A 14,889-nucleotide genomic window follows, 5' to 3' on the forward strand; every position below is an offset into this window, starting at 1 on the left:
ACGCATAAACCGCTTAGCTAGGCCCACCTGTATGCAGACCCCATATACCGGACAGAATACCGCAGTCGCGTTGCGAGCGCGATTGCGCCTCGAACGCGCCGAATTACCCGAAAACCAGCGCAGCCGCGGCGCCCTGCTGATGCGCGGCCGGCTGTTCACCTGGCTCAATATGGCTCGCGAACGCGGCCAGCCGCTGCGCAGCGTGGCGGGCTTCTGGCCCCTGGAAGGCGAACCCGATCTGCTGCCGCTGCTGCGGCAATGGGCAGAAGCAGACATCATCGTATGCCTGCCCCATGTGCGCGAACGCGGCGCACCCTTGGAATTTCACCGCTGGACGCCCGAAACCCCCATGCAGACGGGCGCCTATGGCATTCCAAAACCGCAAGACAGCGAGCGCATCACGCCCGACGTGCTGCTGGTACCCACGCTGGGATACACCGCCCAAGCCGACCGGCTGGGTTACGGCGGCGGCTATTACGACCGTACTCTGGCGGCCTTGACGGCTGCCGGGCATCCGCACACGGCCATTGGAGTAGCCTGGGACGAAGGCCTGCTGCCAGAGGACTACAAGGCCGCAGCACACGATATGCGGCTGGCCGCCATCCTCACGCCTTCGGGCTGGACACCCACAGCGCCACTAGAAACCGGCGGCACGACGGCAGGCCGCGGCAGCGTGTTCTCGCACACGCTGAGCTAGGCACGCTTGCCTGCACGGTTTGCCACGCGGTCCAGGGCGTAATCGCCCGGACCGCAGGCAAACAACACAAACAGCATCAGCCCCAACATCAGCGGCACTTTGAAACCCAGGCCATCTGCGGTGTCGATCTGGTTCCAGCCTGCCCAGCCCAGATCAAAGTGCACGGCATACACCGCCACGATGGTCACATAGATCAAGATGGCGCTTGCCCATCGGGTAAATACGCCAAGCAGCAAAGCCAGCCCGCAGAACAGCTCCAGCCCGCCGGCCGCGATCCAGTTCAAGTCCGCCGGCAACCAGGCCTGCGGCACCGGCATGTCCAGACCGCTGAACCATTGCGGCGCCTGCCAGCCTCCGCTCAGCTTGATCCAGCCCGCGCGCGCAAACTCCCAACCAGCCCACAGCCGCAACAAGAGCAGGGCCAACGCAGGCTCATGCGCTCTCACGCGCGAGAAAAAGGCGAAACTCATTTTGCAGATCTCCGTAAAAAGGCGAGGTCCAGGCGGACTGCCGCACAAAACCTTCGATCAGAACGCGCCAGGCCTGCTCGCCCATGCCCTCACGCAACTGCGGAAAGCCCGCCTCGATCATCTGGCTGGCCCCCAGATAGACCAGATGGCGATACACCCGCATGCCTGCCGCGCTGTATCCGGCCGGCATACGCTCGCTCACGCCTCTGACGTAGTCATAAAAGTCTGAAGACAAGAAAGCTCCCGGTTGATGAGCTCGGGGCTGGGAATATCGTTGTCCCACTCGAGCAGCACAGCCAGCCCATGCTCTGCTTGAAGATGCCGCGCCCATCGCGCCGTAACGCCCGCCACCGGCCGGCTGTGGGTATCGATATACAGCCCGAAGCGGGGGTCAAACTCATGGCCCGCCACGTGCAGATAGCAGACGCGGGCAAGGTCAAGACGCGCGAGATAGCCGGGGATATCGTCGCCGCCATGATTTTTGTGATTGACGTCGATATTATTGAGATCGAGCAAAACGCCGCAGTCGGCACGCTCGGCGATCTCGGCCAGGAAATCGGCCTCGCGCATGTCTCCGATATTGGTATACCAAGTGCTGTTTTCGATACTTATGCGCTGCCCGAGGATGTCTTGTGCGCGGCAGATACGGCCGGCCACGCGCAGCACCTGCGCAGACGTAAACGGAATCGGAAAAAGATCGTAGAGCTGGTGCGCATCACCGCTAGCGGCGAGATGATCGGAGTAGCAGTGCGAGCCCAATTCGCGCATGAGCGCCCCCACCGAACGCAGAAACGCCGCATCAAGCGGCGCCTCACCCCCGAGGTTGAGAGAGACGCCATGCAGGGCGATGCTACGCCCCAGGGCGCGCAAGCGATGCAAAGGCGTACGATCGCGGCGCAGCCAGTTTTCAGGGGCAACCTCGAAAAAGCCAGCGTTGATCTTGGACATGTCCCAGGCCGCCATCTCACGGCGATAGCCCAGGCCCAGGCCGCTTATCGCTTGGCGCACCCGGCTTCCTTCTTACTGCAACCGGCCTCAGTTTGACCAGCAGCGGTAGACGAAGCGGCCGCGTCGCCTTTTTTCTGCTCTGCCTCGCGCTTCTCCTCGCGCTTCTTTTTGGGGTCATCCCCCTCTTTGGGCTGAGCGGAAGACTTCTTCCCGCATGTGCCGGCGCCACAACCTTGGTCGGCGGTCTGCCCGACCGCCGCCGTTGAGGCAAGCAATGTCGTGGCCAACATCGTTGCCATTTTCAGAGATATGGGGGAAGCATCAGACATAGGAGAACTCCTGGACAAGACAGCAGAGCCGCGATGGCTCTGACAGGTGGGTAGGAGCCCTATGCTCTCATTGCCCCCGGCATTTTCTTGCCGGCTCTCCGGATTTCAGACACTCGCCGATCGGGCGGCCAACCCCCGTGAAACCGCCACGATGGTTGCCGCCGCAAAGACTCAACGCTGGAGGTTTTTCCAGATACTCAGCGTCGCTTCCGACTGGTTCAGCGTATAGAAATGCAAGCCCGGCACGCCATGGTCGAGCAGGGTCTGGCACAGCTTGGTCACGACATCGACACCGAAAGCGCGGATGGATGCCTTGTCGTCACCGAACTCGGCCAGGCGCAACCGTATCCAGCGTGGCAATTCTGCGCCGCACATCTCCGAAAAACGCGAGAGCTGGCTGTAGTTGGTGATAGGCATGATGCCCGGCACGATAGGGATGGTCACGCCACGCGCCTGCGCCCGGTCGACGAAGTCGAAATAGGCATCGGCATTAAAGAAATACTGTGTGATTGCGGCATTGGCGCCGGCCTGCACTTTGGACACGAAGTGCCCGAGATCCGCCGTCGGGCTGGTGGCCTGGGGGTGCATCTCGGGGTAGGCCGCCACTTCGATATGGAACCAATCGCCGGTTTCCTCGCGGATGAAACGCACCAGATCCACGGCATGACGCAGCTCGCCCGCGTCACCGCCCATGCCGGAAGGCAGATCGCCGCGCAGGGCAACGACGCGCCTCACACCCGCCTCGCGATAATGGTCGAGGATGCTGCGCAATTGCTCGCGCGAAGACCCGATGCAGGATAGATGCGGTGCGGCATCACAGCCAAGATTGGTCAGGGTGCGCACCGTCTCTTCGGTGCCGGCACGCGTGGAGCCGCCCGCACCGAAAGTCACGCTCACATAGCTCGGCTGGACAGCCAGCATCTGCTTGGCCGCGCGCACCAGGCGTTCCTGGGCCGCGATATCACGCGGCGGGAAAAACTCCAGGCTGATTGCAGGAGAGGTTGAGTCGGTCATCACGGTATAAGTTTGGAAAGCAGGCCGGAGATGATGCTGTAGAAAATAGCACCCGCTACCGCCCACCAGAAGCCATTGACCTGAAAGCCACGCAGAATGGAACCTGCCAGCCAGAACAACAGCCCGTTCAAGATGATAAGAAAGAGACCGAGCGTGACGATGGTGATGGGCAGCGTCAAAAGCACGAGGACCGGCTTGACCAGCATATTGAGCAAACCCAGTATCAGCGCGGCAGCCAATGCCGAACCAAAGCTGGCGACCGTGATGCCAGGCAAGATATAGGCCACTGCCAGCAGCGCTACGGCGTTCAAGATCCAGACCAGAATCAGTGCCATATTGATCTCCTGTGAAAAAGGGGGCTCCCGCAGGAGCCACCTCATGCTACCTCTACTGGCTTAGTAGCGGTAGTGGCCCGGCTTGAAGGGGCCTTCGACCGGCACGCCGATATACTGGGCTTGCGCCGCCGACAGGGTCGTGAGCTTGACGCCGAGCTTCTTCAGATGAAGACGGGCGACCTTCTCGTCCAGGTGCTTGGGCAGCACATAGACCTGACCACGGGTGTAGTCGCCATTACGCGTGAACAACTCGATCTGAGCAATCGTTTGGTTGGCGAAGGACGACGACATCACGAACGAGGGGTGGCCCGTGGCGCAACCCAGGTTCACCAAACGGCCCTTGGCCAGCAGAATGATGCGCTTGCCATCAGGGAAGATGACGTGATCGACCTGGGGCTTGATTTCTTCCCACTGGCAATCCTTCTCGAGCGAGGCAACATCGATTTCGTTGTCGAAGTGACCGATGTTGCAGACGATGGCCTGATCCTTCATGGCGTTCATGTGCTCACGGGTGATCACATGGTAGTTGCCGGTAGCCGTCACGAAGATATCGGCATGAGCGGCGGCCTCTTCCATCGTGACAACCTTGTAGCCTTCCATCGAGGCCTGCAACGCGCAAATCGGGTCGATTTCGGTAACCCAGACCTGAGCGCGCAGAGCCGACAGCGCCTGGGCGCAACCCTTGCCCACGTCGCCATAACCCGCGACCACGGCGATCTTGCCGGCCACCATCACGTCGGTGGCGCGCTTGATGCCGTCAACCAGCGACTCACGGCAACCATAGAGGTTGTCGAACTTGGACTTGGTCACCGAGTCGTTGACATTGATGGCGGCAAAGGCCAGCTCGCCCTTTTGCGACATCTGATACAGGCGATGCACGCCCGTGGTGGTTTCTTCGGTCACGCCCTTGATCTGGGACAGACGGGTCGAATACCACTTGGGGTCACGCGCCAGCGTTTCCTTGATGGCGGCAAACAGCACGCGTTCTTCTTCGCTGCCCGGATTGGCAAGCACAGAGGGGTCGCTTTCGGCCTTGGTGCCCAGATGCAGCAGCAGGGTGGCGTCACCGCCGTCATCGAGAATCATGTTGGCATGACGGTCTTGCGGCCACTCGAAGATCTTGTGGGTGTACTGCCAGTATTCTTCCAGGGTTTCGCCCTTGACGGCGAACACGGGCGTGCCGGTCGCAGCAATGGCCGCAGCAGCGTGGTCCTGGGTGGAAAAGATATTGCACGAAGCCCAGCGCACTTCAGCGCCCAGCGCCACCAGCGTTTCGATCAGCACGCCTGTCTGGATGGTCATGTGCAGGCTGCCCGCGATGCGGGCGCCCTTGAGCGGTTGCGCCGCAGCGTATTCGTCACGAATGGCCATCAGGCCGGGCATTTCGGTTTCGGCGATAGCCAGTTCGCGGCGGCCCCAGCCGGCCAGGCTCATGTCGGCGACGATGTAATCAGAAAAAGCGTTGTCGGACACTGCGTTCACGGTGTAGATCTCCACGTAAGAATGACGGGCGCACACTTGGCCAGCCGACGCGAAAAACCATGAAACATGGCGCTCGCCCTCGCCGGCCCAGCGGCTAAGGTGAGCGCCGTTGCAAAGGCGCCGCATGCGGCGCCCGGACAAGGATTCCTGAGCCTGGCGTGCCGTATCCGGCGTTCGTCGCAGCGCTCCTCAGGGATGGCGAGCATTGTAGCGGGTCGGACAAGCCACGGGAAACCCCCGCTCGGGCTCAAACGCTCAATGCCTGGCTGCGGGCCGGCGCCATGCCGCCGATAGGCACCAGCGCCGCCAACAAATCCTGCGCGACAGCATCCCAACTGCGTGTCAGCGCCCAATCCCGTACCGCGCGCCGATCGAGCTGGCGCGCCGCCAGGCAGGCGCGGCCCAGATCATCATCCAACGCCCCCGTCTCTCCCGCGCGCACGACAGCCATGGGCGCCTCGCTGCGAAAGGCCGCCACCGGCGTGCCGCAGGCCATCGCCTCCAACATTACCAGGCCGAAGGTATCGGTCAGACTGGGGAAAACAAAGGCGTCGGCGGCGCTGTAGAGCGCTGGCAATTTCCCGTCGTCTTGAGCGCCGAGAAAATACGCCTCTGGAAACGCGTGCCGCAAACGCGGCAAATCCGGTCCGGCGCCGGCCACCACCTTGCTGCCTGGCAGATCCAGGGCCAGGAAGGCATCCAGATTCTTCTCTCGCGCTACCCGACCGACCGACAGCCAGATCGGTCTGGGTAAATGGGCCAGCATCTCGGTGGAAAGCGGCTGAAACAAGGAGGCATCCACACCGCGCGACCAAACCTTCAGATTGACCAGCCCGCGCCGCGCCAAAATGGACGCCACGGTGGGTGTGGGCACCAGCACACGCTGAGCAGGCTGATGAAACCAGCGCATATAGCGCCAGGGCAGCCCGGCGGGAATGCCCATGCGGGCGCGCAGATAATCCGGAAACAGGGTGTGAAACGAGGTCGTGAACTGCCAGCCTCGCCTAAGCGCCATACTGCGCGCCGCCCATCCCAGCGGTCCTTCGGTGGCGATATGTAGTGCGTCCGGCACCCAATCTCCCATCAGCTGACGCAGGTGACGGCGCGGGGTGAAGCAGAGCCGCAACGCCGGCTCTGAAGGCGCAGGCACTGTACGGCTGCCCTCAGGGCTGATGACTCTGACCTCATGACCCCATTGGGTCAACAAGCGGCACATGGCGGTCCAGGTTCGGACCACGCCATTGACTTGCGGATGCCAGGCATCCGTCACAAGAGCGATACGCATGGTTGGGCCCCGTCGAGACAATGTGTCTTCGATTAAGCCCGCTCTGTATGACAGGGCGAAGACAGGCCTGGCCGGCTCAGGGATTGTTGCGCCGGGGATAGCCTTGAGCGCGAATGCGCACCCAGACTTCGCGTTTTTCTTCTTCGTTCATGAAGACCCAGTTGGCGACTTCTATCGCCGTGCGCCCGCAACCCCGGCAGATATCATCAAACAGGGTAGAACACACTGCCACGCAGGGAGAATCAGAGGCGGTAAAAGCGCCCGGCGCGGCGGGCTCGGCGGAAGGGTCTCGGGTACTCATGGCGCAAGCTTAGCACCCGGCGTATGTCCCTTTTTGCATAGCCCTATCCGGGCCGGGCTATTCCTTGACAGCAGCCAGGGCCTGCTCGAGCACCCGGCCGGCTGTGTCTATCGCCGCTGAGAGCGCCGCCGAAGCGGCCCGACAAAACCCTTCCATGCCTTAGCGCAGGGAAGGGTTCGGACGCTGACCGTTCGCGATCAGACCGCTTTCTTGAGGGCCTGCACCTTGTCGGTCGCTTCCCACGAGAATTCCGGTTCCGAGCGGCCAAAGTGGCCATAGGCAGCCGTCTTGGTGTAGATCGGGCGCAGCAGATCCAGCATGTTGACAATGCCTTTGGGGCGCAGATCGAAGTGCTCGCGCACCAGCTTGGCAAGCTGGTCGTCGGGGATAACGCCGGTATCTTCGGTATAAACCGTGATATTGATGGGCTCGGCCACCCCGATGGCGTAGCTCACCTGCACCTGGCACTGACGAGCAAGACCGGCAGCCACGATGTTCTTGGCCACATAACGCGCAGCATAAGCCGCCGAGCGGTCCACCTTGGAAGGATCTTTACCCGAGAAAGCGCCGCCGCCGTGCGGGCAAGCACCGCCGTAGGTATCCACGATGATCTTACGGCCGGTCAGACCGCAATCGCCTTGCGGACCGCCGATGACGAAGCGGCCGGTCGGGTTGACCAGAAACTTGGTTTGCGGCGTGATCAGGCCTTCAGGGAAGCAAGGCTTGATGATGTCTTCGATGACGGCTTCACGGATCGCGGATTGCGAGATTTCCGGGGCATGCTGGGTGGACAGCACGACGGTGTCCACCTCGACCGGACGGCCATCGACATAACGGAAGGTGACTTGCGACTTGGCGTCGGGACGCAGCCAGGGCAGGCGGCCGTCCTTGCGCAACTCGCTCTGGCGCTGCACCAGGCGATGCGCATACCAGATCGGAGCCGGCATGAGGTCGGACGTTTCGTCGCAGGCATAGCCGAACATCAGGCCTTGATCGCCCGCACCCTGATTGAGGTAGTCCTCGGAGCTGCGGTCCACGCCTTGAGCGATATCGGGCGACTGCTTGTCGTAGGCGACGAGCACTGCGCAACCCTTGTAGTCGATACCGTATTCGGTGTTGTCGTAGCCGATGCGGCGGATGGTGTCGCGCGCGACCTGGATGTAATCGACGTTGGCGCTGGTGGTGATTTCACCGGCCAGCACGACCAGACCGGTATTGCACAACGTCTCGGCGGCCACACGCGCATTGGGATCTTGCGTGAAGATGGCGTCTAGGATGGCATCGGAGATCTGGTCAGCGACCTTGTCGGGGTGACCCTCAGAGACCGATTCGGAAGTAAAAAGAAAATCGTTGTTAGCCACGGATGCGTCCTTGCGGCGATAAGACCGCCTATCAGGTTGAACGAGGCGCGCTGCGCCCCGGATCTCCCTGAATATAGAGGACATCTGGGCGCGACGCTTTAGCGGATTTGAAACGGCTGACGCCGCATCGTCGCTCCGCAAGTTGTCGGTTAACTCGGCGACCTCTCTGATTTTAGGCGAAAATGCAGCACTTGTCGGAGAACCCATTCTCGAAGCGGTGTTTTGCAGACGCTTTCATCACGGACCTCCCCACGCCAATAACATGCTGCTCGCCTTCTTCCGTTTACTCGCCTTTCTACCCTTGTCTGTGCTACAGACGCTCGGGCAGGTGCTGGGCAGGCTGGCCTACGCCCTGCCAGGCAAATATGGCCGGCGCCTGCGCGCCAACGCCACACAAGCCGGCTATCCGGAGGCGGCCTTCGCTCGCCGTTCGGCCGGTCAGATCGGCGCCATGATTCTCGAAACACCCAAGGTCTGGTTCCATGAGGACGCCAGCCTGGAGAAACTCGATCCGGGGCAGGACACGGATGTCGTGGATGCCGCCATCGCCGAGAAGCGTGGCGTCGTATTCCTCACGCCTCACCTGGGCTGCTATGAAGTCGTGGCCCGTTATCTGGCGCGCAAAATCCCCCTGACGGTCATGTTCCGGCCACCGCGCAAAGCCATCCTGGCGCCGCTGCTGGAAAGCGCCCGCAACAACGCCAAGGTGCGCGCCGTGCCCGCCACGATGCAAGGCGTGCGCGAATTCGTGCGCGCCTTGCGGCGCGGCGAGGCCGTGGGCCTGCTGCCCGATCAGGCTCCCGGCGAGGGCGAAGGCGTATGGGCGCCCTACTTCGGCCGCATGGCCTACACCGTTACCCTGCCAGGCAAACTGGCCGGCCAGACGGGTGTGCCGGTCATCCTCTGCGCAGCTCAGCGCCTGCCCATGGGCCGCGGCTGGAAACTGCACTTCACCCGTGTACCCGATCCTCTTCCCGCCGATGCGCAGGCCCAGGCCGCCCTGCTCAATGCCTGTATGGAAACGCTGATCCGGCGCTTTCCCGAGCAATACCTCTGGGGCTACAACCGCTACAAAACGCCGCGCGGCGCACCGCCTGCACCATGAAAAAAGACTACAAGACTCGCGCCCTGACCGGACTGCTGAGCTGGTTCGGCCGCATGAGCCCCCGCGCGCGCCAGCGCGCCGGCGCCGTAGTCGGCTGGCTGGCCCTGCATCTGGCCAAATCCCGTGCCCGCATCGTGCGCCGCAATCTGGAGATCTGCTTTCCTGGCGAAAGCCCCCAAACGCGAGAAAAATGGACGCGGGAGCACTTCCGTGCGCTGGGCCAATCCATCGTGGACCGAGGTGTGCTCTGGTATGGCAGCGCCGAGGCCATCCGCGAGATGGCCTCGGTCAGCGGCGCGGACACCATCAATGCGCTGGCCGCTTCCGGTCGGCCGGTCATTCTGCTGGCACCGCACTTCATCGGTCTGGATGTCGCCGCGACCCGCCTCACCATGGAGGTGCCCAGCGGCGCCACCATGTATACGCCCCAGCGCGACCCTGCCGTCGATGCCATCGTGCGGGCCGGCCGGGCAAGGTTTAACGAGGTATTCCTGGTCAGCCGCAAGGATGGCGTGCGCGATCTGATCCGTCATTTCCGCGCCGCCCGGCCCGTTTATTACCTGCCAGACATGGACTTTGGACGCAATGGCTCGGTGTTCGTGCCTTTTTTCGGCGTGCCGGCAGCCACCCTGGTGGCCACCGCCCAATTAGCGCGCAAATGGAATGCCGCCGTTCTGCCCATTCTGGATTTCTGGAACCCCACCACCGGCCGATATCACGTCGAGGTGTTACCGCCCCTGGCAGACTTCCCGGGCGAAGAGAGCCTGGAAGACGCCACAGCACGCCTGAATCGCGAACTGGAAGGCTGGATTCGCCGCTGCCCAAGCCAATACTACTGGGTGCACCGCCGCTTCAAAACGCGCCCCGAAGGCAGCCCCAAACTCTATTGAAACAGCCCCCCAGGGCACGGGCTGCCAGAACGGGCGGAATGGGTGATAATCCTTGCATGATCTGGAATTTCACCAAAATGCATGGCGCTGGCAACGACTTCGTCGTGCTCGACGGCGTGCGTCAAACCATCGACATGACCCCGGAGCGCGCCCGCGCCCTGGGTGACCGCCATTTCGGCGTAGGCGCCGACCAGATTCTGCTGGTCGAACCCGCCACACGCCCGGATGCCGACTTCCGCTACCGCATCTTCAACAATGACGGCAGCGAGGTCGAGCACTGCGGCAATGGCGCTCGCTGCTTCGTGCGCTTTGTGCACGAGCAAGGCCTGTCCAGCAAAAACCCCTTGCGCGCCGAAATCGTCAGCGGCCTTATCGTGCTCGACGAAGGCGATGACGAACAAGTCACCGTCGAGATGGGCACGACCCGCTTCGACCCGGCCGCCCTGCCATTCGACGTCAGCGGCTTGACGCAACGTCAGCAAGGCCAGGACACCCTCTATGTATTGCCGCTGCCCGGCGGCGAGATCGAGCTGTCGGCTGTGGCGATCTCCAACCCGCATGCCGTGCAGGTAGTGGCCGACGTCGATCAGGCCCCGGTCAGCGAAGTCGGAGCACACATCGAATCGCATCCGCGCTTTGCGCGGCGCGTCAACGCCGGTTTCATGCAAATCCAAGATCGCCACAACATCCGTCTACGCGTCTACGAACGCGGCGCGGGTGAAACCCTGGCCTGCGGCACCGGCGCCTGCGCAGCCGTCGCGGCCGGCATCCGCCGTGGCCTGCTCGACAGCCCGGTGCGTGTCCAAACCCGCGGTGGCGCACTGACCATCGCCTGGAACGGCGAGCAATTGCGTATGACCGGCCCGGCCGAGTCCGTATTCAGTGGCCAGGTCGACATCGACAAACTGGTTCTTTCCCTGGCGCTCAACCGCTGATCGCGCCGCCAACCGCTGTCTATCAAAGCGACATGACGACCATCGACCCGAGCGCGGAGGACATCGCGCGCTACCTGCAGGAGCACCCCTCGTTCTTCGACGAGCATGCAGCGATTTTCTCCAATCTGCATATACCCAATCCGCATGGCGGGCGAGCGATCTCTCTAGCCGAACGCCAGATTCTCACCCTGCGCGAGCGCAACCGCAGCCTCGAATGGCGCTTGAACGAGCTGGTACGCAATGCGGGCGACAATGAGAAAATCAGCCAGCAAATCACCCTCTGGTCAGAGCGCCTGCTACGCGAAACCGATACCACGCGCCTGCCGGGTGAAATTGCGCTGGGCCTGGCCGAGCAGTTCAATCTCGACCACTCTGGTTTACGGCTGTGGAATCTGGCCGGTCTGCCCCGGACGGGCGAGCACGCTTACGGCGCCGATGTCTCCGACGACGTGCGTACCTTCGCCGATAGCCTGAAAACACCTTACTGCGGCAATGACACCGGTTTCGAAGCCGTGCGCTGGCTGGATAGCACGCCGAAATCGCTGGCCCTGATCGCGCTGCGCCTGGCACCCGAATTACCCAGTATCGGCCTGCTGGTGCTGGGTTCCGATGACGCCGCACGCTTTACCCCCGAGATGGGCACAGCCTTTCTGGAAACCATCGGCCGGCTCGCTTCGGCCGCCTTAGGGCGGCTGGCCACAGCGTAATGAGTCTCCTCGCACCGCCGCTCGAGGACTGGCTGCAACATCTACAGACGCAGCGACGCTACTCAAGCCACACCCTGGCCGCCTACCGCCACGACCTCGAATCGCTGGCGGCACTGGCGACCCAGGCCGGCCTTGCCCTGCAAGACCTCAGCGTCTCCCATATCCGCCAGCAGATTGCCCGTTTGCATGCGCAAGGCCTCGGCCCCCGCAGCCTGGCTCGCCGCCTGGCCGCCTGGCGGGGGTTTTATCAATGGTGGGCGCCCCATATCGGCCTGGCCCGCAATCCGGTCGCGGGTGTGCGCGCCCCCAAGGCGCCCCGCGCCCTGCCCAAGGCCCTGTCCGTCGATCAAGCGCAAGCCATGCTCGACCACGCGCCCGCACAGTTAAGCACCGATCCTGTCGGTCTGCGCGATCACGCCATTTCAGAACTGCTGTACTCCAGCGGCCTGAGGCTATCTGAACTGGTCTCCCTGGACACGCACTACCACCGCCACACAGGCAGCGAAGAGCCGGCCGGCTGGCTCAATCGCGCCGAGGCCGAGGTGGTCGTGCTTGGCAAAGGCGGTAAACGCCGCATCGTGCCGGTGGGCAGCGCCGCCCTCGCCGCGCTGGACAAGTGGCTGCAAGCCCGGCCAACACTGCTATCGGCAGCCACCCCGTCGGCCGATAGCTACGCCCTGTTTCTTGGCGCGCGCGGCGCGCGGATTTCGCCGCGCGTCGTGCAATTGCAATTGGCCCGGCTGGCACAGCAAGCAGGCGTGCCCGCCCATGTGCATCCGCACGTGCTGCGCCACAGCTTCGCCAGCCATGTGCTGCAATCGGCCCAGGACCTGCGCGCTGTGCAGGAACTGCTCGGACACGCCAATATCGCCACGACTCAGGTTTACACGCGGCTGGACTTCCAGCACCTGGCCAAAGTCTATGACCAGGCGCACCCCAGAGCCAATCGCAAACCTGAAGACAACAGCGATCAATAGCTCATCCGCACACCCAGCATCACCGAACGGCCCGGCAGCGGCGCGACCGAAGACAGGAAAGAAGCGTGGTTGTACGCCAGCTTGTCCAGCAGATTGTTGCCGCGCACATAGACGTCGTACTGAGCCCCTGCCGCCTTAAATCGATAACTCAGTACTGCGTTGACCAGGGCATAACCCGGTGTTTCGCTCTCATAGCTGGCGATGTCTTTTTGGCGAAACACATAAGCGTACTCAAGGCCGCCCGACCACGCCTGCCACTTGAAATTGGCGCGCGCGCCCAGACGGGCTGCGGGAATGCGCGGCAAATTACCCTGCCCACCCGTCAGTTTGCCCCGCACGTAATCACCGAATACACCGGCAGACAGAATAGGGGTGAATTGATGCTTGAGCTCACCCTCGATACCGACGAACTCGGCATCTTTCTGGGTGTACTCAATCAGGCGGAAGTCCTCGAAACGGTCCAGCGTATTGGCATAGATATAGTTGTTGACCCGGTTGTGGAAGGCGCTCAGGCTGAATGTGGTGTCGCCTTCGTGCTTGCGTAAGGTCAGGTCGATGTTGCGCGAGGTTTCCCGCGTCAAGCCGGCGTTGCCGATTTCGTAGGTATTGGTTGCCAGGTGCACGCCGTCGGCATAGAGCTCTTGCGCCGAGGGCATGCGCTGCGAACGCGAGAGCGACAGCGCCACGGAGTAGCTCGGCGCAAAGTCCCAGATCGCGGCAGCTGACAGCGAGGTGCCCGACAAGCGTGATTTTTTCAAGCCGCCCTCCGGCGATATGCTCTGCCAATCCTGGCGGGCGCCTGCTTCAAAACGCCAGTCGTTCAGGCGGTACTCCTCCAGCAGGAAGAGGCCATTGCTGCGCGTTTTGCTGCGCGGCAAGAAAGCCTCTTCGCCTTGCGCGCGAAAATCGCTGAAAGCGGTTTGCAGACCGATCACGCCGCGCAAGCCCATCCAGGGTTTGTGCTCTAGCTCAAGACGGGTGTCAAAGCCCTGATTCTTGAATGTGGTGCCGACTTGGCCGCCTTCGATTTCATCGTGCTGGTAATCGGTGAAACCGCCGCGCAGACGCAATTTGCTGAAACCGGGAAGCGGGTCGGAATACTCAGCGCGCAGATCGGTGCGATTACTGCGCAGGCGTACATAGGGCACCTGCCCCTCTTCGTGGGCATGATCATCATGGTCGTGATCGTGGTCATGATGACCGCAGTGCAAGTGCGTACCATGCGGATGGCAACCTTCGTATTCGTGGTTATGCCCGGGCAAACCATACTCGCTTTCGATATGCGTGAAAGCCAGCCCGATATAGCCTCGCGGGCCAATCCAGGACATGCCCACCGACCCTTGCGTCGATTCGCTGTACGAACCCGCCAGCTTGCCGCTAGACCAATGCGGCACGGCGTAATCGCTGCTGCGGCGCTTCAGCCCCTCTACACGCACAACAAAGCTGTCCGTGCCAGCCGTAATGCCGATGATGCCCGCACGCTCCTTGGTGCCCGTCGCCCCGCGCAACTCTGCCTCGGCCGCCAGGCCACCCTCGGGTTTTTCAGTGGGGATGCGTTTGTCCAGCACATTGACCACGCCGCCTATCGAACCTCCGCCAAAACGCAGCGTGGCCGGTCCGCGCAACACCTCGATCCGATCCGCCAGCAGCGGTTCGATGGTGATCGCGTGATCGGGCGAAATGGCTGAAGCGTCCAACAGCGATGAGCCATCGGAAAGCACACTGACGCGCGGCGAAGTCTGGCCGCGAATGACCGGGCGGCTGGCGCCGGCACCGAAAGTATCCGAATGCACACCCGGCAGGCCATTGAGGGTGTCGCCCAGCGTGCCTTGGCGGCGCTCGACCAGCGCCTGGCCATCGAGCACGGTAACCGGCGAGGCCGTGCTGTTCTGGTTTTGTCCCAGCGGGTCCGCCGAGATCGTGATGGGAGTCAGAGTGACCGCCTCGGGTTCGGCGGCAAATACGGGAGCAGCGGCAAACGCCATCGCAAGCGCGGCATGACTGGGGCGCGAAGTAAACCTCATTCCTCTTTCCTAAATGTTATAACATTGCA

General features: G+C 62.5%; 17 protein-coding genes and 1 riboswitch. Of the genes, 6 read left to right on the plus strand and 11 right to left on the minus strand.

Going from position 1 to position 14,889, the window contains the following annotated elements:
- Positions 1-31: 31 nt before the first annotated feature.
- On the plus strand, positions 32-697 hold the full coding sequence (locus U0029_RS16300) for a 5-formyltetrahydrofolate cyclo-ligase (protein WP_114851592.1): 666 nt from the start codon (positions 32-34) through the stop codon (positions 695-697).
- On the opposite strand, the gene U0029_RS16305 is transcribed toward U0029_RS16300, so the two are convergent.
- The 10 genes from U0029_RS16305 to metK form a co-directional block, all read right to left on the minus strand.
- Positions 694-1,167 (minus strand): DoxX family protein, encoded by a 474-nt coding sequence (locus U0029_RS16305; protein WP_039051824.1) that lies wholly within the window; start codon positions 1,165-1,167, stop codon positions 694-696. The two genes, U0029_RS16300 and U0029_RS16305, sit on opposite strands and share 4 nt — an antisense overlap.
- Positions 1,130-1,357: an HvfC/BufC family peptide modification chaperone gene (locus U0029_RS16310; protein WP_231838554.1), complete on the minus strand. Its 228-nt coding sequence runs from the start codon at positions 1,355-1,357 to the stop codon at positions 1,130-1,132. Before U0029_RS16310 ends, U0029_RS16305 begins: the two co-directional genes overlap by 38 nt.
- A gap of 8 nt (positions 1,358-1,365) precedes the next feature.
- Positions 1,366-2,175: a DUF692 domain-containing protein gene (locus U0029_RS16315; protein WP_236824187.1), complete on the minus strand. Its 810-nt coding sequence runs from the start codon at positions 2,173-2,175 to the stop codon at positions 1,366-1,368.
- Positions 2,160-2,444 carry a hypothetical protein gene (locus tag U0029_RS16320; protein ID WP_039051822.1) on the minus strand — a complete coding sequence of 95 codons (285 nt, stop codon included), beginning with the start codon at positions 2,442-2,444 and terminating at the stop codon, positions 2,160-2,162. The genes U0029_RS16315 and U0029_RS16320 overlap by 16 nt, the downstream gene beginning before the upstream one ends.
- Before the next feature lie 171 nt (positions 2,445-2,615).
- On the minus strand, positions 2,616-3,458 hold the full coding sequence (metF, locus tag U0029_RS16325) for a methylenetetrahydrofolate reductase [NAD(P)H] (RefSeq protein WP_012415867.1): 843 nt from the start codon (positions 3,456-3,458) through the stop codon (positions 2,616-2,618).
- Positions 3,458-3,793 carry a phage holin family protein gene (locus U0029_RS16330; RefSeq protein ID WP_012415866.1) on the minus strand — a complete coding sequence of 112 codons (336 nt, stop codon included), beginning with the start codon at positions 3,791-3,793 and terminating at the stop codon, positions 3,458-3,460. The genes metF and U0029_RS16330 overlap by 1 nt, the downstream gene beginning before the upstream one ends.
- Before the next feature lie 60 nt (positions 3,794-3,853).
- Positions 3,854-5,275, minus strand: coding sequence for an adenosylhomocysteinase (ahcY, locus tag U0029_RS16335; RefSeq protein WP_039051844.1), 1,422 nt, complete (start codon positions 5,273-5,275; stop codon positions 3,854-3,856).
- Positions 5,276-5,369: 94 nt separating this feature from the next.
- Positions 5,370-5,472, minus strand: a riboswitch (S-adenosyl-L-homocysteine riboswitch).
- A 50-nt stretch (positions 5,473-5,522) separates the two neighbouring features.
- Positions 5,523-6,560 (minus strand): glycosyltransferase family 4 protein, encoded by a 1,038-nt coding sequence (locus tag U0029_RS16340; RefSeq protein ID WP_012415864.1) that lies wholly within the window; start codon positions 6,558-6,560, stop codon positions 5,523-5,525.
- Positions 6,561-6,636: 76 nt separating this feature from the next.
- Positions 6,637-6,861, minus strand: a complete 225-nt coding sequence (locus tag U0029_RS16345; RefSeq protein ID WP_012415863.1) for a DUF1289 domain-containing protein — start codon at positions 6,859-6,861, stop codon at positions 6,637-6,639.
- A gap of 197 nt (positions 6,862-7,058) precedes the next feature.
- Positions 7,059-8,222: a methionine adenosyltransferase gene (gene metK / locus U0029_RS16350; RefSeq protein ID WP_114851591.1), complete on the minus strand. Its 1,164-nt coding sequence runs from the start codon at positions 8,220-8,222 to the stop codon at positions 7,059-7,061.
- A gap of 262 nt (positions 8,223-8,484) precedes the next feature.
- Here metK and U0029_RS16355 point away from each other — a divergent pair, with 262 nt between their 5' ends.
- Genes U0029_RS16355 through xerC form a run of 5 tightly spaced genes read left to right on the plus strand, consistent with a single transcriptional unit; the run spans position 8,485 to position 12,836 of the window.
- Positions 8,485-9,327 carry a lysophospholipid acyltransferase family protein gene (locus U0029_RS16355; RefSeq protein ID WP_012415861.1) on the plus strand — a complete coding sequence of 281 codons (843 nt, stop codon included), beginning with the start codon at positions 8,485-8,487 and terminating at the stop codon, positions 9,325-9,327.
- Positions 9,324-10,217: a lysophospholipid acyltransferase family protein gene (locus tag U0029_RS16360; protein WP_012415860.1), complete on the plus strand. Its 894-nt coding sequence runs from the start codon at positions 9,324-9,326 to the stop codon at positions 10,215-10,217. The genes U0029_RS16355 and U0029_RS16360 overlap by 4 nt, the downstream gene beginning before the upstream one ends.
- 38 nt (positions 10,218-10,255) lie before the next feature.
- On the plus strand, positions 10,256-11,152 hold the full coding sequence (gene dapF / locus U0029_RS16365) for a diaminopimelate epimerase (protein ID WP_114851590.1): 897 nt from the start codon (positions 10,256-10,258) through the stop codon (positions 11,150-11,152).
- Between the two features lie 32 nt (positions 11,153-11,184).
- Positions 11,185-11,859, plus strand: a complete 675-nt coding sequence (locus U0029_RS16370) for a DUF484 family protein (RefSeq protein WP_114851589.1) — start codon at positions 11,185-11,187, stop codon at positions 11,857-11,859.
- On the plus strand, positions 11,859-12,836 hold the full coding sequence (gene xerC, locus U0029_RS16375; RefSeq protein ID WP_114851588.1) for a tyrosine recombinase XerC: 978 nt from the start codon (positions 11,859-11,861) through the stop codon (positions 12,834-12,836). The genes U0029_RS16370 and xerC overlap by 1 nt, the downstream gene beginning before the upstream one ends.
- Here the strand turns inward: xerC and U0029_RS16380 are convergent.
- Positions 12,830-14,860 (minus strand): TonB-dependent receptor domain-containing protein, encoded by a 2,031-nt coding sequence (locus tag U0029_RS16380; protein ID WP_012415856.1) that lies wholly within the window; start codon positions 14,858-14,860, stop codon positions 12,830-12,832. The two genes, xerC and U0029_RS16380, sit on opposite strands and share 7 nt — an antisense overlap.
- Positions 14,861-14,889 lie beyond the last annotated feature (29 nt).

Source organism: Bordetella avium, assembly GCF_034424645.1.
Taxonomy (GTDB): domain Bacteria; phylum Pseudomonadota; class Gammaproteobacteria; order Burkholderiales; family Burkholderiaceae_B; genus Bordetella; species Bordetella avium.